Raw genomic sequence first — 23,647 nt, forward strand, 5'->3', positions numbered from 1 at the left:
CGGGTCACCAGCGCAACAGTCGCGGGCCGATAGCCGCCCCCAAGAGTGTCGGCAGCAACATCCCCAACACATACCAGAGCCCCCAGAACGGCACGCCCATCTCCGGGCAATGCAGGCAGTAAGCCAGGGTTGCCGTTGAACCGGCCAGCAATCCGCCAGCCGCACCGGCCTGGCGCAGGCGGGTTGGCGCCAGGCCGCGCAGCGCCCAGTACACGCCAAGCAAGCAGGGAAGCGACAACAGGGCGATGTTCAAGGCACAGGTCCGCCAGGTGCGACCGAAGACAAGGTCGGCGCGGGCTTCGATGGGCGCACCGACCAGGCTGATCAATGCCCCCAGCCAGACCAGTGCCAACGGCAGGCCAAGCAGGCCCCACAGTGCGCCACCCTCAACACCAGGGCGAGCCAGCCGGTGCGTCAACCACAAACCGAGCAACGCCAGGCTGGAGGGCAGCGCAACCTTGGCCCAGAACAGTGGCGTGCGGGCGACCTCCAGAAGGTCGCTGCGCACACCGTAGAGGGTTATCGTCATCAGTAACGCCCCCATCAAGCCACCGACCAGTGCCAAGCCCAGGCGTTTCGCCGAAACGTGGCGATCCACCGGGCCTTCGTGAATGGCCAGCAGGGTAATCAAGTCATCGGTTTTCATCATGGTCACTCCTGCTTCCAATCAACCTGGCCAGGGCTTTCAAGCCTCGATGTATGCCCACCTTCACCGCCGAAGCGGAGAGCCCGGTAAGGCACGCGGTTTCCTCCACTGACAACCCCTCCAGCTTGACGTGGACGATTGGCAGCCGCTGACGTGCCGGCAATTGCTCGAGCAAGCGAGCCAGGTCTCGACTGGCCTCGGCCGGTTCCGCGTCCGAGTCGGCGAACAGCTCGGCGTCATCGTCCAGCGGGATGTTTCGCGCTTCATGGCGGGCGAAGTTGCGCAGGTGATCGGCCAGCTTGTAGCGTGCAATCGCCTGCACCCAGGCCGTCAATGGCTGCTGCGCCTGATAGGTGTGGCGCGCGTTGTGCACCGCCAGCAGCACCTCCTGCACCAGGTCCTCGACCTCGGCCGGGCGCCAAGCCAGGCGCCGCTGCAGAAAACCACGCACATGCAGCGCCAGCGCCGCGAGGAATTCGCGATACGCCACGGCGTCGCCGGCGAGCCCGCGCAGCAACAAAGCCTGCAACTGCAACTCGCGCGAATGGAGTACCGCCTGAGGATTAGTTCGTTGCATTGGCCGCCTGGGTTACACCCTCGCCGCGTTTCTTTTCACCGACCCCCTGCCGTGCGAACGTCGGCCTGCCTCCATACGGTAGGTGGCCGGCAGGTACTGCGCGAAATATTTTGTTGCGGGTGTAACCCGATGGAGCCTGGCCGCGAACTACTCCATGAGCCGCCGGTAATTCGCCACGGCCCCACCCTTTGGAGACCCACCATGAAAACCCTCGCCCTCACCACTGCCGCCCTTGCCCTCGCCTCGCTGGCAGGCGTCGCCATGGCCGCAGAAACCGCCCAACCCGCTGGCACCGGTGCCGCCATGGAAAAATGCTACGGCGTTGCCATGGCCGGCAAGAACGACTGCAAGGCTGGCGCCGGCACCACCTGCGCCGGCAGTGCCAAAAAAGACTACGACGGCATGCACTGGAAAAACGTCCCGGCCGGCTCCTGCACCTCGATCAAGACGCCCAACGGCATGGGCTCGCTGACCCCGATCAAGTCCTGAGTGCAGGAGGCCGACCATGAACGGCAACACGCGGCTGGGCGCCGGGCTCGGGCTCAAGGCCGAGCACTACGCCCAGGCCTTGGCACACCGCGCCGATGGGCTGTGGTTCGAAGTGCACCCGGAAAACTACATGGTCGGCGGCCCACGGCTCGCCTGGCTGGCGCGCATCGCCGAGCTGCATCCGCTGTCGCTGCACGGCGTTGCACTGTCACTGGCAGCCGACGCTGAACCGGATGCCACGCACCTGCGGCATTTGCGCGCCTTGATCGATCAGGTACGCCCGGCGTTGGTGTCCGAACACCTGGCCTGGTCGACCTGGCGCGGCCAGTACCACCCCGACCTGCTGCCCTTCCCCCGCAGCAACGAGGCATTGGGGCGAATCGCCGACAACATCCAGCGCAGCCAGGAGGCCCTGGGGCGGCGCCTGTCCATCGAGAACCCCAGCCACTACCTGCAGTTGCAGGGGCATGACTGGGACGAGATCGATTTCCTCGCCGAGCTGGTCCGGCGTACCGGCTGCGGCTTGCTGCTGGACGTCAACAATGTGCACGTCAGCGCACACAACCTTGGTTTCGACGCAACCGACTACCTCCACCGGTTCCCTGCCCAGGCCGTGACCGAGGTGCACCTGGCGGGGTACAGCCATGACGACCAGGGGGCGCTGCTGATCGACTCCCATGACGCCAGCATCGCCGAGCCAGTCTGGGCGCTGTACCAAGGGCTGATCGAGCGCATCGGGCCACGCCCGACGCTGATCGAACGTGACGGCAACCTTCCTCTTTTCGACGAGTTGCTCGCCGAGCGCGACCGAGCCCAGACAATGTTGGAGCGAAAAGGAGCCTTGTCATGAATCCCTCTTTGCGCCAGTTCCAGGACGCATTCGTCGACGCGCTGCAGGGGCGGCCGGCGCCACAACTGACGGCGTTGACCGAACAACCGGCGTTCGCGGTGTACCGCAACACGGTGCTGGCTGGCTGCGTCGATGCCCTGCGCGCCAATTTCCCCAGTGTCGAGCAGTTGGTCGGCCCAGCCTGGATGGGCGATGCGGCGGCAGCCTACGCGCAGCAGTCACCGCCCAGCGATACCCGGCTGATTTACTACGGCGCAACCTTTGCAGACTTTCTCGAAGCGATACAGGCGCAGCACGGCCTACCCTACCTGGCCGATGTCGCTCGCCTGGACCGTTTGTGGAACGAGGCCTTCAGCGAGCCCTGCGATCTTTGCCTGGACCTCACCGAACTGGCCGGCATGACCGCCGGTGACCTGGCACACAGCCATCTGCGCCCGCGCGCCAGCGTGCGCTGGCACTGGTTCGCGCAACACCCGGCGTACAGCCTATGGCGCTACAGCCGCGAACAGTTGGCCTGGCCGCAGGACCAGCCCTGGGTCGCCGAAGGTGTGCTGCTGAGCGGCGACGCCGACGGTGTGCGCCACCAGCCCCTGGAACACGGTGGCTGCGCCTTTCTCCAGGCCTGTGCCGACGGATTGACGCTGGACCAGGCGTCGCAGCTCGTGCTGCAGGCCCACCCCGACCTGGACTTCACCGACCTGCTCGGCCGGCTGTTGCAAGCCAAGGTCTTTCGCCCACTCACATTCGCGTAACGGAGCTGCCATGGACATCACCCACCCCACCGTGCCGGCCAATGGCCTGCGGCGCCACTGGAACCGGGCTGCCGATCGCCTGCAACGCCTGCTGGGCGACAACCTGTTGTGCCTGGTCGCCCGGTTCGGGATCGCCTCGGTGTTTTTCCTGTCCGGGCGCACCAAGGTCGAAGGCCTGCTGACCATCACCCCCAGCACCTACGAGCTGTTTCGCACTGAATACGCCCTGCCGCTGCTCTCACCCTGGCTGGCAGCGCACCTGGCCGCCTATGCCGAGCACCTGTTCCCGCTGCTGCTGGTACTCGGCCTGCTGACCCGGTTGTCGGCCCTGGCCTTGCTCGGCATGACCACGGTCATCGAAGTGTTCGTTTATCCCGATGCATGGCCCACCCACCTGACCTGGGCCGGACTGCTGTTGTTGCTGATCGCTCGCGGGGCCGGCGCCTTTTCGCTGGACCGATTGCTCAAGCTGCGTTGAGCCTACCAACGATTGACACAAGGCCGCTCCTACAGGGGATCGCACTCGACCCACTTGCCCTTATGGCCGCGCGCATGCAGCGCGGCGCCGAGGAACACCAGCGCCCGCTGGAACAGCGGATGACATTCGTTCAGGGGCAGTTGGTCGAGCGCGGCCCAGAAAAATTCGAACACATGACCATGGTCATCGAGCGTCTGATGGGCCCATTGTTCAGCTAGCGGTCCCTTCACTTCACACAGCTGGAACGACCAGACCTGCCCCTGATGACCGGCATCCCAGCACCCCAGGTCATCCTTGATCAGCGCACCGCGAATCCCGGACTCCTCCCATAACTCACGCACGGCTGCCATACCCGGGGCCTCGCCCTTCTCGATGCTGCCCTTGACCAGCTGCACACCCGCCAGCGGATGGCGGAACAGCAGCAACCGGGGATACGGCGTGGAGGACAGCACCACTGCACAGGCTTTGTTGGGGAGCATGACGGTTTCCTTGTCGGCGCTTGCGGCCGGCGATCATACGCCTCTGCCGAGCCCCTTCCGAGCTGCGAAGGGTCAAAGACCGCCAATACGTTCCAGTTCACGCTTGAGCGCCTCAGGCGCAAGCGTGACGAACGGCAATGCGAAGAACGCCCTGCAACGCTGCTCGATACGGGCCAGAGTGGCCTGGAAGGCAGCCTCGACCGCCGCTTCGTCACCTACCACCTCGGAAGGATCCTCCAGCCCCCAATGGGCCTTCAGCGCCGGGCCGAAGTACACCGGGCAAGCCTCACCCGCCGCCTTGTCGCAGACGGTAATGACGATGTCCGGCGGGTTGTCGGCAAAGGCATCGTTACCCTTGCTGCTCAGGCCGGCGATGGCGATGCCGGCCTGCTGCAGGGTTACCAGGCTGCGTGGCAGCACCTGCCCCTTGGGAAAACTGCCGGCGCTCACCGCCTGGAAACCTTGCGGCGCCAGGTGGTTGAACACCGCTTCACTGAGGATGCTGCGGCAACTGTTGGCCGTGCACATGAACAAGACTCGCATGAAAGCTCCTTCGCAGGGTGGTGGGTGTCACAGGCTCAGGCGCAGCGCCAGGGCCGACAGGGTGATCAGCAGTACCGGCAAGGTCAGCACAAGGCCGACCTTGAAGTAGTAACCCCAGCTGATGCGCATGCCCTTGCGCGCCAGCACATGCAGCCACAGCAGCGTGGCCAGGCTGCCGATGGGGGTGATCTTCGGCCCGAGGTCGCAGCCGATGACGTTGGCGTAGATCATCGCCTCGCGCACCAGGCCCTCGGCGCCGCTGGCCTGGATCGACAGCGCCCCGACCAGCACGCTGGGCAGGTTGTTCATCACCGACGACAGCAGCGCCGCAAGCAGGCCGGTGCCCAGGGTGGCGCTCCATAGGCCGTGGGCGGCGAGCTGGTCGAGCAGCCGGGCCAGCAGGTCGGTAAGGCCGGCGTTCTTCAGCCCGTACACCACCAGGTACATGCCCAGGGAGAAGATCACCACCTGCCACGGCGCCTCACGCAGTACCCGGCGGGTGGAGATTCGGTGGCCACGGGCGGCGACCGCGAACAGCAGCGCCGCGCATACGCCCGCCACCACGCTGACCGGGATGCCCAGCGGCTCCAGCGCGAACAGGCCGACCAGCAGCAACAGCAGCGTCGCCCCACCGAAGGCGAAAGTGGCCGGGTCACGTATCGCCGAGCTCGGCGCCGGCAAGGTGTCGGCCGGGTAGCGCTGTGGCAGGTCACGGCGGAAGAACAGCCACAGCACCAGCAAGGTGGCGCCAATGCTGGCCAGGTTCACCGGCACCATTACGGCGGCGTAGTCGGCGAAACCCAGGCCGAAATAGTCGGCCGAAACGATGTTCACCAGGTTCGACACCACCAGCGGCAGGCTGGCCGTATCGGCAATGAAGCCGGCGGCCATCACGAACGCCAGGGTGGTAGCGGGGGAAAAACGCAGCGCGATCAGCATCGACATGACGATGGGGGTGAGGATCAGCGCCGCCCCATCGTTGGCGAACAGCGCCGAAACGGCTGCGCCAAGCAGGATGCAAAAGGCGAACAGGCGATTGACACTGCCCCTCGCCCAACGCGCCACATGCAGGGCCGCCCACTCGAAGAAGCCCGCCTCGTCCAGCAGCAGGCTGATGATGATGATCGCGATGAAGGTGGCGGTGGCATTCCAGACGATGGCCCACACCACAGGGATGTCCTGCAGCGAGACCGCCCCCACGGCCAGGGCGATGATCGCGCCCAGCGTGGCGCTCCAGCCGACGCCAAGGCCCCTGGGCTGCCAGATGACCAGGGTGAGGGTGAAAATGAAGACGGCTACGGCGACCAGCATGGGGACCTCGCTTGGCAGGTATTCAGCAGCAGGCGGCAGCGCGCACCGGGCGCTCGTCCATGTTCTGCAGGCGTGTGGCGTTGGCCTGCAGCCACGCGGCATTGGCCTGCAGCGTCAGCTGCAGTACCTCGTGCACCCAGGCAGGCAATTGCGGATTCAGACGGTAGTAGACCCATTGGCCCTGGCGGCGATCCAGCAGCAGGCCGCTGCTGCGCAGCTGGGCGAGGTGGCGGCTGATCTTGGGCTGGCTGTCGTCCAGGGCGCACACCAGTTCGCAGACGCACAGCTCGCCCAGTTGGGCGATCAGCAAGGTGGCACGAGCGCGGGTCTCGTCCGCCAGGCTTTTGAAGAGCTCGGGTGGGGTAATCATGGCAGCGCTTTCATATATGGAAATCCGAATATACGGATTTCCATATATTAAGAACAGCCCGGCGACCAAAATCTTTCGACCTCGGCCGCCACCAGCTGCTGCGTGCTGCAGCCATTGCGGCCGCGGCGCGCAGCACAGCCGTGCCGTCACTCCAGGGTGGCGGTCAGCTCCGGGTTGCCAAAGCCTTGCAGGGTGGCGTTGGACTTGTCGAAGTAGGCGCGCCAGAAGGTTTCCAGGTTCTGGATCATCTTGCCGCTGCGGTAGCCGTTCTTGGCCGTGGTCGGCACGAACGCCGCGCCGTGCACGTAGATGCGCGCACCGCCGAAATCGGCCAGCAGGTTCTGCTTCTGCACCTTGGCCAGCTCGACGTTAGGGTCGATCTGGCGGATGCCGTTGGCCTGGTAGAAGCTGCCGAAGTCGCTGTATTCGAGCATGTCCGACATCACCAGGATGACGTGCTCGTTGACGTTTTCGGCCTTCTGCAGGTCTTCGCCGACCGCCTTGAGGCTGAACAGGATTTCGCTGCGCGGAATGTCCGAGCTGGACTTGCCCATGACCCCGGCGAACGCCTTGCCGAAGCGCTGGTACAACAGCGCCGACTGGCCTTTGAGGCAGTTGTCCAGCTTGCGCGCCGACATCATCGGCACATTGCCCAGCACCGCCTCGTCGAGGGGCTTTTCCAGTTCGGCGGCGTATTGCAGGCGCGTGTAGTGCCCGTCCAGGTAGGCGCTGAACGAGTACAGGCGCAGCTTGTCGCCCGGCTGCAGGAAGCGCTTGATGTGCCCCCATGCCGTGCGTTGCAGGTCAGTGGTCAAGGGCGTGGTCTGGTCGACCACGACGGTGAGCAGGCGCCCCGAGGGGGCGCTGCGGAACTCGTCGACCCGGGCCTGGGTGTAGCAGCTTGGCAGGTCATTGCGCTCGGCCGCCATCAGGGCGCTCGGCGCAAGGATCAGGGCAAGCAGCAGGCGCTTGAGTTTCATCGTATCTCCGAAGTGGGTGTGCCCGGGCCGAGGCGCTAGCGCCCCGACGGGCGGTGAGTCCGGTCAGGCCGGCTGGCTGTTGGGCTTGTCCAGCATCTGCAGGCGGCGGGCACGCTTGAGCGTGTCGAGCTCGGCCCCCAGGCGCTGTGCCACGTAGGCCAGGTCGTCCTCGTGGAACTCAGTCAGGTCGCCGTACTGGTGCGGGTCGAACCCGCCGACGGCAGGTGCGGGCGCTGGCGCGGCGGCCATCGGCTGAACGGCTGCGGGTGCCGGGGCAACCGGTTCAACCGACGCAGGCGCAGGCGCGACCGCCACTTCCACCACCGGGGCCGGCGCAACGACTGGCGCAGGGGCTGGCGCGACGGTCACGGTGACCGGTGCGGCGGCGGTCACTGCCACCGTCGGTTGGCTGACATCCACGCTGAACATGGTCACCAGGCCATTGAAGGCATCGCGGTACTGCTGCAGCTGCGGGTCGTTCATCTGGGCGATGCGTGGGCGTGCAACCCGGATGATCTCCTGGATGCGCGCGTTGTCATCGGCGGCGATGGCGGCCTTGAGGTCTTCGATGGCCTTGACGATGTAGGTTTCCACCACCTTGAGGCTTTCATTGGCCATGCTGTCGGCGTTCTCTTTCTTGCGGCGGAATGCCCGGCGCGCTTCCTGCTCGGCGATGAATACGCTGAAGGTGCGCTTGGCGTTGTCCTTGCGCAGCTTCTCGCGGTCGTCGCCGCTGACCCGGAACACACTCAGTTGCAGAGACTGCAGCTTGCCCAGCGAATCCTGGGCGTCGGTTGCAACTTCGCGCGCCTTGGTTTCGTGGTAACGCACGAAGTCGGCGGCGCTGGAGAACTTGCGCACCAGGTCCCAGGCGACCCGCGAGTGGGTGCCGGCGAAGCCGAAGCGGTAGGCCAGGAAGGTACTGGTGAGCTGGATGAAGATGAACAGCCCGCTGAGCACGGCGAAGGTCACCAGCGAAGCACGGTGCAGCGCGTCGATCTGGTCCTGGGCCGACTTGCCCGCCGCCTCGTTGGCGATACCCTGCATGTCGCTCGGTACCGGGAAGCTGTCGTCAGCGCCAGCCGGGAAGTCGTCGGCCGCTTGCGACACCGCCGGCGGATGGGCGATCAGCTCGGCTTCCTGGGCGTTGAGGGTTTCGGTCCGCACCCAGAAGGCCGCGATCGCCAGGCCCAGGATGAACACGCCATAGGCGACGACCAGGCCGAAGCGCTTGGCCGGCTTGTCGCCGTTCTTGGGCAGCTTCACCCGGTTGAGCATCTGCTGGTAATGCGGCTTGCCATCATCGATGTGGGTATTGTCGAGGGTCACCAGGTGGGTACGCACCATGTCGCCGTCGGCACCCGAGGCGCGCACGCTCTCGTAGCCGAGAATCTTCGCCACCACGTTGTTGAGGTAAAGCTGGCGGCCGGCGAACTCGGACAGGAACACGCCGATGATCGAGATCACCAGGCCGATGGCGAAGGCACCGGCGATGGCGGTGTTCGGCGTGGCCAGGGTCAGGGCGAACGGCGCCAGGGCGAAGCCGAACGCGCTGGCCTCGATCAGCATCAGCACGATGATCAGCAGCCACAGGCTGAAGCCCTTCTCGTGGCGGTTGTCTTCGTCGATCTTGCCCAGGTAGTCCTGGCAGCGACGGAAGTTTGCTTCCGAGGGCTGGTGGTTGAGGTAGTAGGTTTCGTAGAGGCGGCACAGCTGCGCCTCGGACTCATAGAAACCGACGGCGTTCGGGCACTCCTGGTCGGCCGCCTCACGCGAGCCCGGGTGCTTCACCCAATGGGCGACACGGCCAAGCCATGGCAGGCCGATACGCAGCTTCATCAGCCAGTAGCGCACTTCGTACCAGTGGATGATGATCGGGATCGCCAGGAACAGGGTCGTCACGATCGGCAGCACGAAGTGCCAGTAAAGCGAAAAGAATGTGCGGATGGCATCTAGCATTGGTTGGTCCTGTTAGCGCGCAAGCTTGGGTTTGAACTGGGCGACGTAGGCGTTGTTCTGTTTGGGGTAGTAGATCTCGCCGGCAACGGCGGAACCGGCACGCTTGTCGAAGACGATGTCCATGCAGGTGACGGGGGTTTTCTTCTGGTCCACCGCGAAGACCCGATAGAGGATCTGGGTTTCACCTTCGTAGGTGTTGGCCACCGAGCTGTACACCGGGCTCTGTTTCTTCGAGCTGCTGGCGAAGTTGGAGATGAACTGCATCTTCGGCGCCACCGCCACCTGGGCGTTGTCACGCAGGATGCCCACCGGGCCGACCGTGGCCACATGGCCATTGACCTTACTGCCCCAGACCTGGCCGTTCAGGCCGGGGAAGAAGTCGTTGGTGCTGTAGTCCTTCAGGGTTGCCCCGGTGGCCAGGTTCTTCACCTCGCCCTCGACCCGCGGCAGGTCGCCCACGCACGAGGTCATCGGCGCACTGGCGTAGGCCGGGCTGATGACCGAGAAGGTCGAGCTCTTGGGCGTGATGTTCGAGGCCAGTGCCGACTGGGTGGTGGTGACCGGCTCACCGCCGAAGTCGATGCCGCCTTTACCGTCGAGCTGCACGATGACCGCCGCTGCGGGCTCGTCGGGCAAGATCGGCGCCTTGTCGTTGTGCACCGGCTCAGGCGCACGGGTGGTTTTTGCCACCGTCACCTTCTTGCTGGGTGCCTGGGCCTTCACCTTGGGCTGGGCCGCCGTGCCATGGGCCAGGTACTTGGCGTTGCTGCGCTCGTCGTTGACCCGCTTGACCAGCACCTGCTCGTTGTCCACCTCGACGAATTCGACGCGGCGGTTCTGCGCGCGCCCGGCATCACTGGCGTTGTCGGCCAGTGGGCGCGAGGCGCCGGCGCCCTGGTAATAGATGTCCTGGCGGGCAATACCGGCGCTGGCGAGAATATCGCCCACGGCGCGGGCGCGCTGTTCGGACAGGCGCTGGTTCAGCTCGGCGCTGCCGCTGGAGTCGGTGTGCCCGACCACCAGCACTTTCTTGCTCGGCTTGCCGGGCTCGGCCTTGCCACGGTTGCTGGCGAACTCCCGGGCCAGGGCGCTGAGCTTGCGCGTGCCATCGGCGGTCAGGGTGGCGGAGCCGGAGGGGAACATCTCCTGCATCTGCACCTGGGCCTCGAGGCCGACCGAGGCTTTCTTGCCGGTGCTGGCATCGACCACCTCGATTTCACGCACCTGCGCCTGCAGCCCTTCCTGGGTGGCGACCGCCTTGAGCCGATCGACCCGCTGCTTGTAGGCATAGCCTGCAGCGCAGCCCACCGCCCCGCCGGCCACCGAGCCTGCGGCGATCTGCTTGCCGTTGCCCCCCGCCGCCGCCACGATCGCCCCGCCGATCACGGCACCGGCCAGCGCGCCGGCACCGCAGGCGAAACCACTGGAGTTGTCACCGAGCGTCTTGTCGATGGTGGCGCAACCACTCAATCCGAGCGCGACCGCCGCGGCCAGCGCAGTGGGCCGCATGAAGCTGGAGCCGAACATTTCCCTTCCTCTTTGCTGCCCGCTGCAGCGGGCGTTTTTCAGCGTCAGTGCCAGATGCCTGGCCGCCGTGCCCGGCAGCATCTTTGTAAACCCGCTTGAAAAAGGCGCGTGCGCACACCGACAACGGGCCTGCTGGCAGGCTCGCCGGGGCGATAAAGGGGGGAGTGGTGACAGGGACTCCATTCCCGCGGGTACGCTGCCTTTCCTGGCGTTTCATGGCTTTGGGCCACTAGTTACTATGAAACTGTCTGTATTACAAGATTTGTCCAGAAAACCGGCGTCAAACTGCCGCGGGGGCGCCCCCTTGACGCTGGCGATGACAATCAGAGAGCACCCAGGCCAGCACCTATAATTGCCAGCTACTGGCCCGACGCCACCGGCCCAGCCAGGCGACTGACTGCTGGAGTACACCGTGAGCCTTCCATGCCGACGCTGCTGGCCGCTGCTGGCCCTGGCCCTCGCCTGCCCCGCCCCTGCTGCGGTGGACGCCGTCGACAACAAAACACTGAACACCCTGCGCGCCCAGGCCGAAGCCGGCGACCCGGCCGCTGCCCAGCGCTACGGCTGCCTGTTCGTCGACCAGCCAGGTGTCGAGCCGGATGCCGCCAAGGCCCGTCAGTGGGTGGAACAGGGGCGCAACCTGCCCGCCCTGCTGCGCCGCGCCGACGCAGGCGACAGCGACGCCATGGTGCAGATCGGCGACATCTACTTCGACACCTGCCTGCACGACAGCTTTGCCCCGTTGGCCATGCCCTGGTACCGCAAGGCGGTGGCCGGCGGCGATATCCGCCGCGCCTGGCGCCTGATGGACGATGCCCGCACGCTCGACGAAAAGCGCCATTGGGCCGAGATTGCCGCCGCTATCGTCACCCCCGAGGGCAAGCCCAGGGACGACCGTTATGGCGGCGAGACGTTCTTCGGCAACCTCGCCGAGCACAGCGGGCACGATATCCCCTGGGGGCTGCGCCATGCGCCCGGCACCCGTTACCTGAGCCTGCGCCCCGTGCAGGTTCGCCTCAAGCCCGACACCGCGTCGCCGGTGATCCAGGACATCGGGCGCTGGCACCTGGTGTATGCACGCCCAGCCCAGACGCCCGGCTGGCTGGCGGTGATTGCAGCCAGCGAAGGCCCCTACCCGGACACCCTGGGCTACCTGAACCGTATCGACACCGCCTCGGTGGCGCGTTTTCTCGACCGGCAACCACAGGTGCGCCCCGACCGCCAGGCGGTGTATGGCCTGGTGGGTTATCTGCGTGAAGCGGACCTGGCCAGCCTCGACCAGCCTGCGCCCCTGCCCTTGCCGACGGCGGGCCTGATGCCCGTACCCTCGCTGTGGCGAAAGATCGGCGTCGAGGAAGACCGTCAGTTCATCACCGATTTCAGCCAGCCGCCCTATGACGCCCTGGTGCAGGTGAAAGCCCAGGACGGCAGCTGCAGCGGTGCCGTGGTGGGCACGCCGACCCTGGTGGTCACCGCCGGCCACTGCGTCGACAAGACCGACCGCAAAGGCAAGGTGCAGGTGATCTTCGAGCGCTCGGCCACGCACAAGGAGGTGATCCCGGCCACCTGGGTCAGCTACCAGCACAAGGGCGGCGCGGACTGGGCCATCCTGCGCCTGCGCAAGGCGCCCGCCACGCCAGTGACGCCGCTGGCCTTCGCCGACGGTTTCGACCCCTCCCGCTCGGCGCAACTGAAAGTCGCCGCCATCGGCTACCCCGGCGACCTGTTCAAGCTGTCCATGGCCAAGTTGGGCTTCGTCGCGCCCTCGCTCAAGCAGTGCACCCTGGACATCAGCCGGCACAGCTACAACGCCCAGCAGCGGACCATCCTGTTCAACCACTACTGCAACATCTGGTTCGGCGACTCTGGCGGGCCGCTGCTGGTGTGGAACCCCGGCAACGCCCGCTTCGAACTGCTGGGTGTGCACGCCGGCGTGGACGATGGCTTCGAAGGCACCCACCGCAAGACCCTGTTCACCGACAGCCGCTTCCGGGCCCTGATGTACAAGGCCTACCAGGACGTGGAGGTGCCGTTGCTGGGCAGCCGCCAGCAGGCGTTGGACAAGGCGGCCTACTTTCGGCCGGCGCAGCAGGCCGACAAGGACAACCCCGGGGTCTCGACGGTCGCACGGGCCTACCGCGAGCGGGTCGAGAGCCTGTATTTCGACCGTTCGACCCTGAGCCTGGCGCTGATCGAAACCCTGCGCCAGCAGGCCGGCCAAGGGCCACGGCGGGATGCCCTCGACAAGCTGGGTTTCTGGACCACGCCGCCAGAGGACGGCTTCAAGGTGATTGGGCCCGTCGATGAAGCCCGCCTGGCTTGCGTGGCCAGCTGCAACAAGGCGGTGCTGCGCGCCAGTGGTACAAACCTGCGGTATGGCGAGGCGGTCGATTTGCAGCAGATGGCCAGGCGCGACGACACCCTGGTGATGCCGGGCTCGCGACGGGTCATTGTTGGTGGCGATCTGTTCCACGTGGGCAACGATGGCCGGGTGGACGCCGTTGCCCGGCAGTTCATGAACCTCAAGCCCAGTGGCCCGGGGTTCAACGCGTTTTACCAGAGCCGCTACGCTGAGCCCGCCGAGACAGTGGCCAGGGAGGAATCGCCAGCCACGGATGTCGAACCCACCGGCGTGCTGCATGCCGGACCGGGCCTTGGCAGCGACACCCCCATGCGCATTCCCGGTGGCCAGCTGATCACGACGGCAGCGCTCACCCGTGAACTTGCTAAGCCCAAGCCGCCCGTGCTGATTGCCGCCATAGGCGCCAGTACCGGCATTCCTGGTGCCATCGACCTGCACTACGGCGCCGAGGGCGGCAACTTCAGCGACAAGACCCAGCAACGCCTGGCCAACGACCTGCAAGCCTTGACCCACGGTGACAAGGCGCGGGCGCTGGTGTTCTATGGCCACCACCCACAATGCTGGATGAGCTACAACAGCGCGCTGCGCGCCATTGCCCTGGGCTACCGCCAGGTGTATTGGTACCGCGGCGGGATGAAGGCGTGGGTCAGGTCGGGGGCGCCGCTGGACTGGCTGTGACAGGCCCATCACCCCGATCGAATGCAACAACGGCCTTTGCTCGCCGTGCAGATACGCGCCCAGATCCTGACGGGCCTGCGCTTGGCGAACGGTGCTTTCTTGCTAGACTCGCGCCTCTCAACGCCAATCGCCACGGATGCCACTTTTGTCATGAGACGCCTGCTCGCCCCTCTGCTGCTTACCTGCTTCAGCCTCCAGGCGTACGCCCAACCCATACCGCTGCTTCCCGGCGAAGCGGAGTATCGACAAGCGCTGCCGATCCTGGACGAGATTGACCGCAGAATGATGGAACTGGTGAATCGACGCGAGCCAGACGGCCGAATGAATGAAGCGTCCAGGCAGGCGTTCGTCGATTACACACAGCAGCATCTGCCCAGCGCCAACAGGCTGCTGGAGGCCGCCATCGCTGCCGGCAACCCTGCTGCGGAGTATCGCCTGGCGCAGTTGCTCGGTGTCCTGGACGGCCAGGGGCAGCGTGCCGAGATATGCGGGTTGTTCAAATCGAGCCTCAAACGCGGCTTCACGCCTGCGGCGCTGCAAATGCGCGTGAACTGCCTGAGCGATATCGATACGCCCGAGTACATTGCGCAGGTCAAGGCCTTGCCGGAAATGCCCGGGCCTTATGCGCGCTACTATCCGCAGCCGACCATCCTCGAGTACTGCTCGCCGGCTCGGCAAAGGCCCACCGTGGTAATGCAACTTGATGAGCCGGCCTTCAGGGCGAATCTGTATTTCGCCATGCGTGATGTGTTGGTTGATGCAGGCGCCAAATACAAAAACGTCAAGTTTGCGTATCAGTTGAAAGCCCTGAAGTACGGTTGCCCGCGAGTTCAGGGGTGGCTGGACAGGCAGATATGACCACGTCGAGGTGCCCGTGGGCGTTTCTCCGAAGCGCAGGCCTCGCAGTTACGGGTGATCACACAAATGTATCTATAAGTTAGGCGGGGAATGCATTAAGGCTCTATGTTGCTGATCTGCTCTTCAATGAAGTCGCGCTGCTTTTTTAAACCAGTCATTAAATCATCGTAGGCTGCCGGGTCCTTCCATGCGTCGGGATTGTCAGTGTAATAAGTTATCGCGTTATCATATATACTTAAAACTCTTTTTGCCCCAAGTGGATGGTCTGATTTTTTTTCGGCTTCAAGTGAGTTCCCTCCAAAAGCCGCCATGAAATAGTTCCAAGGGGCGGCTGCTACTAAATTGTAGTTGGCATGAAGTGCGGTGACTATAGCGTACTGATCGGCTGCATTTTCTTTGCTGCGACTCATAGCGAGATTTTCGGGCTCCTGAATATGTTTGTTTTTTACGTGATCCAATACATGGTGGCCAAGCTCATGAAGATACATAAACATGATGCTGGCCTCTATGGCTTTTGCTTTGTAGTAATTAAAGTTATCTAACCCCTGAAAGTCTTCGATTGTGACCCCGGAACAGGCACCGTCAGTGTGTGCGGAGTATACCAGGGGCGACATGGCGGGTTGAGGGGGCAGGTGGCTGGATATTCTGAGCGCGTTTGTTTCCATTATCTCATTGAGGTAGATCAGAAATTCGGAGTAGCAGCCTGGCTTGTCAAGTTCCGCCTCCATTGTTAAAAGATCTTGTATCCAGTCGATAACCTGAATGGTTCCAGCGCTTATTATTATGATTCTTTCGTTGTCGTCGAATGCTGCGAATGCGCCAATACCTGAGCTCGAAGTTACCTTGTAGGTTATGCTGTTGGCGATTTCTCTCTCGTTGGGAGGGAGGGTGGGCTCGATGAGTTTCCTTGCATTTTTGAGAACGGTTTTGGTGCTTTGCTGATACCAAGTTAGGTCATATGCTAAGCCGCTGGTAAGAATGCAGAAGCTCAATACTATAATTGAGATGCTCTTGATGAAGGTTTGCATTATTGGTCTCTGGTTCTTGTTAGGAGGTCATCTGATTCCTCAAATCTCTGCTTTAGCTTTTTATCATTATTTAGTTTTTCGCTAAAACTCAATGGATCAATCATCCTGAGATCATTAAGGTGGCTCCACTCGGAATATCGTCCAGCAGCATTCAGTGCTCCATCGAGTAGATCTCTTCTAACTGGCTCTAAGTTTGAGAATAGTTTTTGAATGCTCTTGGACTTTGCTAGGTCAGCAGGTGGAACAAGTTCGACAACCTCTCTTTTCAATGTGGTAAGCGTGATTAGATAATCTAGTTTTGTGGATGGGGGTGCTGCTACTGCTGGTGTGACTCCATACACAGAAACTTTAGCTGAACCCTCGTCGTCGTTGTCAGTGTGAGCATTTTGGATGAAGCGCGGTGCCGCGCTAAGTGCATATACTAATATTGAAGCGCCGAATAGCGCAAAGAATACTCCTGGGCCAACTTGTGATAATTGAAACTTCCACTCTCCTCTTTCAGCTATTAATTTCCCAGCTTCCGAGGTGGTGATGCTAAATAATTTGTACCCCCAGTATAAGGCGGCGCCGCCGAATGTTACTATCAGCAAACGCTCCAAAACTCTACCACTGAACATGTATTGAGGTAGTTCTAATGCGTCAGATCCCAGCGCGTTGAGCACGACGAAAAAAAGTGAGGCGCCTATTGCTTTATGAGTTGGCATTTTGGCTTTCCCGAATTACCTGAGCTTACTATAGCCATAGTCAAACTAAAGCATTTGTTATTTTTATATGTTTTTTCAATAAGCGTTATAACTTGTGGTGATTTATGGGGCATTTGTATTGGTGGTGGAGCTTACATCGTTCAGACGCTCATGCGCGCTTTGTGGCGTGGCCAGCGTGTTCGCGAGGGTTTCATGACCTATGGGGTGGGGGGCGAGTCAGGAGCAGACGCTGGGCGATGACGACTGCGGGCGAAAAACGAGAGAGTTAAAATCAAGACTAGTATTGCGATCACCTACTGGCGAATGGCTCTTACAATGAAATCTATCGTGGTAGTCGCGGGGCAGCTTTAAGGAAGTTAGAGCTCCACCGTCTAATGCGGATGCGGCTCTGTCGGCGGTATTACGAACGTTCTTGTTAGCAAGAAAGTGAGCCAATGCTAAGAGCAAGCCTGATGAGCCACCTAGCATGATTCCGTCGACTCCGGAAAATATAATTACGGTCACTGCACCAAATGCAATGCCTAGGCTCTGTCTGAAAAAAGCCGTCGCATACACCGCATGACGCAAGCCAGCGAGACCATTGCGGCATAACTTTTTGCGAGCTTGTCGAAGCGCGTGACGATTCGGCGGTTCTCTTTTAGCCAGCCGAACATGCGTTCGATGATGTTGCGCTGTCGATATTTGGGGCGATCAAACAGTCTCGGCAAGCCGGGTTTGGGCTTGCGTTTCATTGAGCGCATCGGAATGACTAGCTGTATCCGACTGCTCGAACAGCGGTCGAATCGATCATCCAGGTGTGGGGATTGATCAAGCCTTTGTCATTGAGTCTGAGGTGCAATCGTCTGAGCATCTGATCGAATTTTCTGCGGTTTCGCCAGAGTCGGAAGCGGTGATAGACCGTCGCCCAAGACCCGAAGCGCTCGGGCATATCTTGCCAGGCTGCTCCAGAGCAGAGCACCCAGAGCACACCATCGAGCATCAAGCGATCACTGCTGCGGGGCCTGCCCCTGACGTGGGCCGCCGTAAAGAGGTCGGCGACCACTGCCCACGCTTCATCCGAGAGTTCATAACGCTTTGCCATCACAGAATTCCTTTCCGTAGATGGCCGGCGACTGTACAGAACCCAGGCTGTTCCGAGGCCACATTTCGGTTTCTTGGGATTCAGACCGAGCCTATTAAGGAGCCGACGGTAGTTTTTGCGAAAGCCCTACCCGGCCCGGCCTGGCTCGACTCTATGACCACTTGGCGTCGGTGAATCAGCCTTCGGCGGCCCGCACCGTGCAGCAACTCACCGCGAACCCACCGTCCACAACTGCTCGATCCGCGTGGTATAGGACGGGCTCATCATCGCCCGGCGCATCCCCCATTCGGGCATTGCGGGCACGCTGCCGGTCCTGAGCGTCCCCCGCCCATAGCGCCCGTTAACCTCGTCCAGCACGGACATCAGCCGGCCACTGGCCAACGGCTGGCCCTGGGCGAACAGATCGTCGCTGAACTCCCCCGGCTGGCGCAGATCCAGCAGCAACACCTCGGCCTTGCTGTAGCGGTAACCGGCCTGGTAGATCCGCGCCACCGCCTCGGTCGCCATGCGCGTCAGCAGCAAGGTGTCGTCGGTGGGGTAAGGCAGTTCCACCAGCACGCCCTGCACGTGGTGGCGCTCATCGGGGTTGAACAGCCCGGTGCGGATACTCACCCGCATGCGCTTGCACAACGAGCCCTGGGCCCGCAGCTTCTCGGCGGCGCGCCCGGTGTAGGTGGCCACTGCCTGCTTGATCGGCGCAAGCTCGGTGAGGCGCTTGCCGAACATCCGGCTGCAGCAGATCTCCTGCTTCGGTGGGTCGGTTTCTTCCAGCGCCAGGCACGGCGTGCCGGTGAGCTCCCGGGCCGTCTTCTCGACCACCACGCTGAATTTTTCGCGCAGCAGCCGCGGGTCTGCCTGGGCCAGGTCCATCGCCTTGCGGATGCCCAGCTCGGCCAGGTGCGCGGTCATGCGCTTGCCGATGCCCCACACCTCCTCCACCCCGGTATTGCGCAGCACCCAGTCGCGCTTGAACGGCTCGCAGATGTCCACCACCCCGCCGGTTTGCGCCTGCAAGCGCTTGGCCATGTGGTTGGCCAGCTTGGCCAGGGTCTTGGTGCGGGCGATGCCCACCCCCACCGGGATGCCGGTGCAGCGCAGCACCCGGGCGCGGATATCGCGGCCGAACTGGGTGAGGTTGCCGGGGATGCCGGTGAAGTCGGCAAAGCATTCATCGATGGAATACACCTGCGCCGCCGGCACCATCGACTCGATCAAGCTCATCACCCGCTCGCTCATGTCGCCGTACAGCGCGTAGTTGGACGAGAACGCCAGCACCCCGTGGCGGCGCAGCTTGTCGCGAATCTGGAAGTACGGCTCGCCCATCCGCGCGTAGGCCTTGGCCTCGGCACTGCGGGCGATCACGCAGCCGTCGTTGTTGCTCAGCACCACGATCGGCGTGCGCGCAAGGTCGGGGCGGAACACCCGCTCGCAGCTGGCGTAGAAGCTGTTGCAGTCGATCAGCGCGAACACCGGCTCAGGCATTGGGGTCATGGCTGCGCACGCTGAAGGTGACCACGCCCCAGATCGTCAGCTCGTCGCCTTCGAGGATGTAGCGCGGCGGGTAGCGCGGGTTCTCCGAGCGCAGCGCCACCTCGCCACCGACCCGGTGCAGGCGCTTGCACAGCGGCTCGCCGTTGACCGCCGCGATGACGATATGGCCGTGGCGCGCCTCCAGCGCACGGTCGACGATCACCAGGTCGCCGTCGAAGATCCCGGCGCCCTGCATGCTGTCGCCGTCTATCCTGACCAGGTACATGTGCGGCGCACGCAGGTTGAACAAGTCGTCCAGTGACAGCGGTTGCTCCATATGGTCCGCCGCCGGCGAAGGAAAGCCCGCCGGTACGCGAAACAGGTAGCGTGGGAGCGAAGCACTCCCACACGCAATCGGGCCGAGGATGGCGGTCATGACGCAGCCTTGAAATAAACTGTATGCATATACAGTTAATGGTGATTCCAGGCGCCGGTCAATTTCGGCGTAGGAAATTTCGACAAATGGAAACCCCAGCGCATTTCCCAGACTCAAGAGATACGTGGGAGCGGGCTTGCCCCGCGATCACCGGCAAAGCCGGTGCCATGCGCCACAAGAATGGAGGCCCCCATGTGCGGACGCTTCGCCCAATACCAAGGCCTGGCCGACTACCTACGTGAACTGCAGGCCGAGCAGGACGTGGTCAGCGGTTACGACAACCACCCCATCGCCCGCTACAACGTCGCCCCCGGCAGCCGCGTGCTGGTGCTGCACAACGCCGAAGACGGCTTGCGTATCGACCCCTGCCATTGGGGCTGGGCGCCGTTCTGGGCCAAGGACAAACGCCCCGCGCCGATCAACGCTCGGGTCGAGACCGTGACCACTGGCAAGTTCTTCAAGGCCCTGTGGCCCCAGGGCCGGGCGCTGGTGATGGCGGATGGGTGGTATGAGTGGGTGGCCGATCCGCAGGACCCGAAGCGCAAGCAGCCTTACTTCATTCGCCTGAAAAGCGGCGCGCCGATGTTCATGGCGGCGCTGGCCGAGGTGCGGCCGGGGCTGGAGGCGAACGAGGGGGATGGGTTTGTGATCATCACGGCGGCCAGTGATGCAGGGATGGTGGATATTCATGATCGGCGGCCGCTGGTGCTGGGGGCGGAGCATGCGCGGATGTGGATCGATCCGGAGTTGTCGGCTGTTGAGGCTGAGCGGGTGGCCAGGGAGCAGTGTTTGCCGGTGGAGGCGTTTGAGTGGTTTGCGGTGGGGCGCCAGGTGGGGAATGTGCGGAATGAGGGGGCGGAGTTGATATTGCCGGTGGTGGGGGCGGTGCTTACGGCGCGCACCGAGATACCGCGTCATGCCAACAAGGCGGACAGCGGTGATGCCACAGGCATGACTGGCCCGAAATAGATGTGGGAGCTGCGGTTCGCCGCTGCGACTTGCCAGCGATGCGCCGCGCGGGCGGCGCTCGATTTCATAGGCGCTGCAAACCTGTCGCCATGCACCTGGTGGCCCACATGCGACCTCAAGGCAGGCGCCTGGAAATGACACCGCTGGTTTTGTTGAGTCAGCATTCGGTAATGGTCGCCATGTGCATGTCAGGGTATCGGGGTGAGGGCCACCAGGTGCTCGCCGGGAATTTTGTAGCGCTCTCAAGATCGAGCGCCGCCCGCGCGGCGCATCGCTGGCAAGCCAGCTCCCACATCTATTTCGGGCCAGTCACTCCTGTGATTGCATCGCTGTCCGCCTTGTTGGCATGACGCGGTATCAGGGTGGGCATTGCAACCGCTGCGCCAGACTCAAGGCATGCACCGCCACAGGCGCCGCCTCTTGCGTAGGATTACCGCAGTAGAAACAGATTTGGCGATGACCGGTCACCGTCCGACGCCGAGGTTGCCATGACCAGAACAACGTTGAACCTTCCGGAAGATTTTTTCGACACTCTCGCTGAACTTGCCAAAGCCAACGGCGTGAATGCGAGCTGCCGGCAATACACGTTCTGGGTGACTACATCGAGCACGAAAAATCCCTGACCGCGCAGATTAGGCATGTGGTGGAGGAAGCCGAGGAAGGTGGATTCGCGACCGATGAAGAAGTTGCGGGCTTGCTCGCGCGGCGCTGGAATTGGAATGTGGGTTGAGCACCGTTTCCAGCCACCCACCCTCGCCTAGGAGCGCAGCCAGTGCAAACGGCACTGAAACTTGAGCGCTGCAGCGTCCCGCCGTTTCAGCGTCGCGCCGATGATGGATTGGACAGACCTTCATCGCAGCCCGCACAGAGCCTAAGATCTAGACAACAACCTTGACTCTTGTACCATTTTCGTACCAATCAGCTCTCTATTTAGGCACACACGATCGAAAATTACTGGCAATTTGCCTTCAGAAAAGGTAGAAAAGCGGGGCTTTGGGGTGTGTTGGCATGCCAACCATCCAGTAATGGGTGCAACTAATTCTGGAGGGCTTCGGCCCTTAGCCTCAGGGCTTGCTCGGCAACGAGCGTTACACTCTTCACTAAAATCGGCACCCCATAGCACTTCTTCTAAAGGGAATTTGTACAAGTGTTCGCAGACAATATTTGGTGGACTCGTAAAGCCAGAATCCAAGCGGAGAAGCGCTTACTCTCTAATGCATTCCAGGCGCAGCTTCTTCTAATCTGGTATTCCTTTTTATCAGCCGCAGTATCTATTTACTATTTGAAAGCGACTGCCAGCAGCTTCGCCAATGTATCATGGGTAGCATTTTCCGTCCTAATCCTCAGCATTTCCGGCTTCATCAACGGATTATCTTATAAAGAAAGAGCCAACCTAATAAAAGAATGCTACGAAAACCTTCAAGACATCTACACTCAGGCTAAAAAGCAGGGTGCAGATATTGAAAAAATCGGCACACGATACCAAGAAATTCTGAAAATCTGCGAAAATCATGAAGACATTGATTTCAATATTGCACTTTGCGATACATATTTAAGCCATCCCGAACAGCTTCGCAAAGATCTAACCAAATCACCAACCAGCTACATATGGGCGAAAGTGGCTTTTTACTACATCAAGCGCAGCATCGCACTTATGATACTTTACATTCTCCCAATCGGAATGTTCATTGCGATGGAGGCGGTTGTCACCCAATGAGCGCAAAATTAAATTTCATCAAAGCATTTACAGTTAAAAGACTAGAGAAAATTTATGCCGAGCACATTGTGCTCTCCCGCGCCACTGGCATTGACAACCTGACCCAAAAGCAATTTTGGCGCATCCTAAAAGACCAGCTTGCAATCATTTCAAGAAAAGCAAACACGGGGAGTTATACTTTCACCAAGTACAAGCTAAAGCTTGTAAGCAAGGGAAGAGGTAAATCCCCAAGAGAAATATCCATCCCCACCATTCGCGATCGAATTTGCCTACGGGCACTTTGCGAAGTATTAACTAAAACTTATCAAGAGTCAGTTTCCTTCGATCTGCCACAAGACACGGTCCGCATCGTAAAATCTTGCGTTGACTCTGGAAAGTACGAAAGCTTTATCAAGCTAGATGTAAGCAACTTCTACCCGACCATCGAACACCCAGTCCTCCTTAAAAAACTCCGCTCAAAAATTCGATCACCAATAGTACTCAACCTTATTGAAAGTGCAATCACCACTCCGACCGTTAGCAAGTCTAGCAAATTTGACGTTGCAAGTAATATCGGCGTACCACAAGGCCTGGCTATTTCCAACATCCTAGCGGCGATTTACCTGTTAGAGATCGATAAAAAATTCTCATCAATTCGGAGTGCAAAATATTTTCGCTATGTCGATGACATTTTAATTCTATGCAAAGACAAGCAAAAAGCAGCAATCTCCAACGAAATCATACAAGAATTCAAGAGCATCGGACTTAAAGTTCACGACCCAATACTGGCACCCGCTAAATCCTCCGCGGGAAGGCTAGGCGAAAGATTTGATTATTTAGGTTATGAATTCCGAAATGAGCCATTAGGAAAGGCTTCAATACCAATCACAACTGCTCGCTCAGGATCCATTGAGAAACTCAAAGAGTCCTTAGCCTCCATCTTCACCGGATACAAACACTCCAAGATTAAGAGCCTAGACTTTTTAACTTGGCGCCTAAACATGCGTATCACTGGCTGTGTATTCCAAGATAAAAGTCGCGGCTGGTTATTCTTTTTCTCGGAAATCAATGACGAAACACTCTTACACCAACTCGACCTCTACGTAGCAAAATTAGCAAAGAGATTTAACGTAAAAATAGCACCTAAAAGTTTTGTCCGGGCATTTTATGAAATCAACCGGAGACGCCACACTACAAATTACGTCCCGAACTTTGATCGATACTCGATCGACCAAATGAAATCCGTGTTAACCGACTATTTCAATAAATCTGTGGGCGGCCTTACCGACGAGGAAATTGAATATGAATTCAAAAAGCGGATTGATAGACAATCGCGCGAGCTCTTGGTGGACTTAGCAACAAACAGCTCTGCCTCATGAGATTATTCGAAAGTTTTCTGATGCA

At 61.2% G+C, this 23,647-nt stretch carries 22 protein-coding genes and 2 pseudogenes; 10 read left to right on the plus strand and 14 right to left on the minus strand.

The annotated features are described in order from the left end of the window. Positions 1-4: 4 nt before the first annotated feature. Positions 5-646, minus strand: a complete 642-nt coding sequence (locus RTH46_RS10405; protein WP_153787107.1) for a DUF1109 domain-containing protein — start codon at positions 644-646, stop codon at positions 5-7. Continuing rightward, on the minus strand, positions 633-1,223 hold the full coding sequence (locus tag RTH46_RS10410; RefSeq protein WP_316905625.1) for a sigma-70 family RNA polymerase sigma factor: 591 nt from the start codon (positions 1,221-1,223) through the stop codon (positions 633-635). Before RTH46_RS10410 ends, RTH46_RS10405 begins: the two co-directional genes overlap by 14 nt. Before the next feature lie 201 nt (positions 1,224-1,424). Between RTH46_RS10410 and RTH46_RS10415 the strand changes: the two genes are divergently transcribed. The 4 genes from RTH46_RS10415 to RTH46_RS10430 are packed head-to-tail and all read left to right on the plus strand — an operon-like array spanning position 1,425 to position 3,792. Next, entirely contained in the window at positions 1,425-1,712 is a 288-nt protein-coding gene (locus RTH46_RS10415) for a DUF2282 domain-containing protein (RefSeq protein ID WP_316905626.1), read from the plus strand. A 16-nt stretch (positions 1,713-1,728) separates the two neighbouring features. Next, a complete protein-coding gene (locus tag RTH46_RS10420; protein WP_316905627.1) occupies positions 1,729-2,562 on the plus strand; it encodes a DUF692 domain-containing protein in 834 nt (277 codons plus the stop codon). Further along, positions 2,559-3,314 (plus strand): DNA-binding domain-containing protein, encoded by a 756-nt coding sequence (locus tag RTH46_RS10425; RefSeq protein WP_316905628.1) that lies wholly within the window; start codon positions 2,559-2,561, stop codon positions 3,312-3,314. Before RTH46_RS10420 ends, RTH46_RS10425 begins: the two co-directional genes overlap by 4 nt. Positions 3,315-3,324: 10 nt before the next feature. Continuing rightward, on the plus strand, positions 3,325-3,792 hold the full coding sequence (locus RTH46_RS10430; protein WP_316905629.1) for a DoxX family protein: 468 nt from the start codon (positions 3,325-3,327) through the stop codon (positions 3,790-3,792). A gap of 29 nt (positions 3,793-3,821) precedes the next feature. Here the strand turns inward: RTH46_RS10430 and RTH46_RS10435 are convergent, their stop codons facing one another. From RTH46_RS10435 to RTH46_RS10465, 7 genes are all read right to left on the minus strand, one after another. Beyond that, positions 3,822-4,271: an NUDIX hydrolase gene (locus RTH46_RS10435; RefSeq protein ID WP_316905630.1), complete on the minus strand. Its 450-nt coding sequence runs from the start codon at positions 4,269-4,271 to the stop codon at positions 3,822-3,824. Between the two features lie 72 nt (positions 4,272-4,343). Further along, positions 4,344-4,814 carry an arsenate reductase ArsC gene (locus RTH46_RS10440; RefSeq protein ID WP_316905631.1) on the minus strand — a complete coding sequence of 157 codons (471 nt, stop codon included), beginning with the start codon at positions 4,812-4,814 and terminating at the stop codon, positions 4,344-4,346. 27 nt (positions 4,815-4,841) lie between these two features. After that, entirely contained in the window at positions 4,842-6,125 is a 1,284-nt protein-coding gene (locus RTH46_RS10445; RefSeq protein WP_316905632.1) for an arsenic transporter, read from the minus strand. 22 nt (positions 6,126-6,147) lie between these two features. Further along, positions 6,148-6,495: a metalloregulator ArsR/SmtB family transcription factor gene (locus tag RTH46_RS10450; protein ID WP_316905633.1), complete on the minus strand. Its 348-nt coding sequence runs from the start codon at positions 6,493-6,495 to the stop codon at positions 6,148-6,150. Positions 6,496-6,641: 146 nt separating this feature from the next. Further along, positions 6,642-7,475: a hypothetical protein gene (locus tag RTH46_RS10455; RefSeq protein WP_223811896.1), complete on the minus strand. Its 834-nt coding sequence runs from the start codon at positions 7,473-7,475 to the stop codon at positions 6,642-6,644. A 63-nt stretch (positions 7,476-7,538) separates the two neighbouring features. Beyond that, positions 7,539-9,434: a hypothetical protein gene (locus tag RTH46_RS10460; RefSeq protein ID WP_316905634.1), complete on the minus strand. Its 1,896-nt coding sequence runs from the start codon at positions 9,432-9,434 to the stop codon at positions 7,539-7,541. 12 nt (positions 9,435-9,446) lie between these two features. Next, positions 9,447-10,961: an OmpA family protein gene (locus tag RTH46_RS10465; RefSeq protein ID WP_153787071.1), complete on the minus strand. Its 1,515-nt coding sequence runs from the start codon at positions 10,959-10,961 to the stop codon at positions 9,447-9,449. Positions 10,962-11,373: 412 nt separating this feature from the next. Here RTH46_RS10465 and RTH46_RS10470 point away from each other — a divergent pair, with 412 nt between their 5' ends. Continuing rightward, a complete protein-coding gene (locus RTH46_RS10470) occupies positions 11,374-14,001 on the plus strand; it encodes a trypsin-like peptidase domain-containing protein (protein ID WP_316905635.1) in 2,628 nt (875 codons plus the stop codon). A gap of 150 nt (positions 14,002-14,151) precedes the next feature. After that, positions 14,152-14,859 carry a hypothetical protein gene (locus RTH46_RS10475; protein WP_153787069.1) on the plus strand — a complete coding sequence of 236 codons (708 nt, stop codon included), beginning with the start codon at positions 14,152-14,154 and terminating at the stop codon, positions 14,857-14,859. Positions 14,860-14,954: 95 nt separating this feature from the next. On the opposite strand, the gene RTH46_RS10480 is transcribed toward RTH46_RS10475, so the two are convergent. The 5 genes and pseudogenes from RTH46_RS10480 to RTH46_RS10500 form a co-directional block, all read right to left on the minus strand. After that, complete coding sequence (locus RTH46_RS10480; protein WP_316905636.1) at positions 14,955-15,887, minus strand: hypothetical protein; 933 nt, start codon at positions 15,885-15,887, stop codon at positions 14,955-14,957. After that, entirely contained in the window at positions 15,887-16,591 is a 705-nt protein-coding gene (locus tag RTH46_RS10485) for a hypothetical protein (protein WP_153787067.1), read from the minus strand. Before RTH46_RS10485 ends, RTH46_RS10480 begins: the two co-directional genes overlap by 1 nt. A gap of 521 nt (positions 16,592-17,112) precedes the next feature. Beyond that, positions 17,113-17,672, minus strand: a pseudogene (locus tag RTH46_RS10490) (transposase). Positions 17,673-17,879: 207 nt separating this feature from the next. After that, on the minus strand, positions 17,880-19,163 hold the full coding sequence (locus RTH46_RS10495) for a Y-family DNA polymerase (RefSeq protein WP_371923705.1): 1,284 nt from the start codon (positions 19,161-19,163) through the stop codon (positions 17,880-17,882). After that, the gene (locus RTH46_RS10500) at positions 19,147-19,578 is read right to left on the minus strand and encodes a LexA family protein (protein ID WP_279845289.1); all 432 of its coding nucleotides are present in this window, start codon (positions 19,576-19,578) and stop codon (positions 19,147-19,149) included. The genes RTH46_RS10495 and RTH46_RS10500 overlap by 17 nt, the downstream gene beginning before the upstream one ends. 192 nt (positions 19,579-19,770) lie before the next feature. Between RTH46_RS10500 and RTH46_RS10505 the strand changes: the two genes are divergently transcribed. From RTH46_RS10505 to RTH46_RS10520, 4 genes and pseudogenes are all read left to right on the plus strand, one after another. After that, positions 19,771-20,547, plus strand: a complete 777-nt coding sequence (locus RTH46_RS10505; RefSeq protein ID WP_316905637.1) for an SOS response-associated peptidase family protein — start codon at positions 19,771-19,773, stop codon at positions 20,545-20,547. 488 nt (positions 20,548-21,035) lie between these two features. Continuing rightward, positions 21,036-21,277, plus strand: a pseudogene (locus RTH46_RS10510) (CopG family transcriptional regulator). A 417-nt stretch (positions 21,278-21,694) separates the two neighbouring features. Further along, positions 21,695-22,264 (plus strand): SLATT domain-containing protein, encoded by a 570-nt coding sequence (locus tag RTH46_RS10515; RefSeq protein WP_316905638.1) that lies wholly within the window; start codon positions 21,695-21,697, stop codon positions 22,262-22,264. Beyond that, positions 22,261-23,622, plus strand: a complete 1,362-nt coding sequence (locus tag RTH46_RS10520) for a reverse transcriptase domain-containing protein (protein WP_316905639.1) — start codon at positions 22,261-22,263, stop codon at positions 23,620-23,622. Before RTH46_RS10515 ends, RTH46_RS10520 begins: the two co-directional genes overlap by 4 nt. Positions 23,623-23,647: the final 25 nt, after the last annotated feature.

The organism is Pseudomonas sp. zfem004 (assembly GCF_032621715.1).
Classification (GTDB): domain Bacteria; phylum Pseudomonadota; class Gammaproteobacteria; order Pseudomonadales; family Pseudomonadaceae; genus Aquipseudomonas; species Aquipseudomonas sichuanensis.

Coding starts and splice junctions, on each gene's coding strand:
- RTH46_RS10495 (WP_371923705.1), bottom strand. CDS start 19,163: ATGACCCCAATGCCTGAGCCGGTGTTCGCGCTGATCGACTGCAACAGC.
- RTH46_RS10450 (WP_316905633.1), bottom strand. CDS start 6,495: ATGATTACCCCACCCGAGCTCTTCAAAAGCCTGGCGGACGAGACCCGC.
- RTH46_RS10520 (WP_316905639.1), top strand. CDS start 22,261: ATGAGCGCAAAATTAAATTTCATCAAAGCATTTACAGTTAAAAGACTA.
- RTH46_RS10480 (WP_316905636.1), bottom strand. CDS start 15,887: ATGCAAACCTTCATCAAGAGCATCTCAATTATAGTATTGAGCTTCTGC.
- RTH46_RS10410 (WP_316905625.1), bottom strand. CDS start 1,223: ATGCAACGAACTAATCCTCAGGCGGTACTCCATTCGCGCGAGTTGCAG.
- RTH46_RS10505 (WP_316905637.1), top strand. CDS start 19,771: ATGTGCGGACGCTTCGCCCAATACCAAGGCCTGGCCGACTACCTACGT.
- RTH46_RS10420 (WP_316905627.1), top strand. CDS start 1,729: ATGAACGGCAACACGCGGCTGGGCGCCGGGCTCGGGCTCAAGGCCGAG.
- RTH46_RS10460 (WP_316905634.1), bottom strand. CDS start 9,434: ATGCTAGATGCCATCCGCACATTCTTTTCGCTTTACTGGCACTTCGTG.
- RTH46_RS10485 (WP_153787067.1), bottom strand. CDS start 16,591: ATGCCAACTCATAAAGCAATAGGCGCCTCACTTTTTTTCGTCGTGCTC.
- RTH46_RS10445 (WP_316905632.1), bottom strand. CDS start 6,125: ATGCTGGTCGCCGTAGCCGTCTTCATTTTCACCCTCACCCTGGTCATC.
- RTH46_RS10430 (WP_316905629.1), top strand. CDS start 3,325: ATGGACATCACCCACCCCACCGTGCCGGCCAATGGCCTGCGGCGCCAC.
- RTH46_RS10440 (WP_316905631.1), bottom strand. CDS start 4,814: ATGCGAGTCTTGTTCATGTGCACGGCCAACAGTTGCCGCAGCATCCTC.
- RTH46_RS10425 (WP_316905628.1), top strand. CDS start 2,559: ATGAATCCCTCTTTGCGCCAGTTCCAGGACGCATTCGTCGACGCGCTG.
- RTH46_RS10465 (WP_153787071.1), bottom strand. CDS start 10,961: ATGTTCGGCTCCAGCTTCATGCGGCCCACTGCGCTGGCCGCGGCGGTC.
- RTH46_RS10475 (WP_153787069.1), top strand. CDS start 14,152: ATGAGACGCCTGCTCGCCCCTCTGCTGCTTACCTGCTTCAGCCTCCAG.
- RTH46_RS10415 (WP_316905626.1), top strand. CDS start 1,425: ATGAAAACCCTCGCCCTCACCACTGCCGCCCTTGCCCTCGCCTCGCTG.
- RTH46_RS10455 (WP_223811896.1), bottom strand. CDS start 7,475: ATGAAACTCAAGCGCCTGCTGCTTGCCCTGATCCTTGCGCCGAGCGCC.
- RTH46_RS10435 (WP_316905630.1), bottom strand. CDS start 4,271: ATGCTCCCCAACAAAGCCTGTGCAGTGGTGCTGTCCTCCACGCCGTAT.
- RTH46_RS10405 (WP_153787107.1), bottom strand. CDS start 646: ATGAAAACCGATGACTTGATTACCCTGCTGGCCATTCACGAAGGCCCG.
- RTH46_RS10500 (WP_279845289.1), bottom strand. CDS start 19,578: ATGACCGCCATCCTCGGCCCGATTGCGTGTGGGAGTGCTTCGCTCCCA.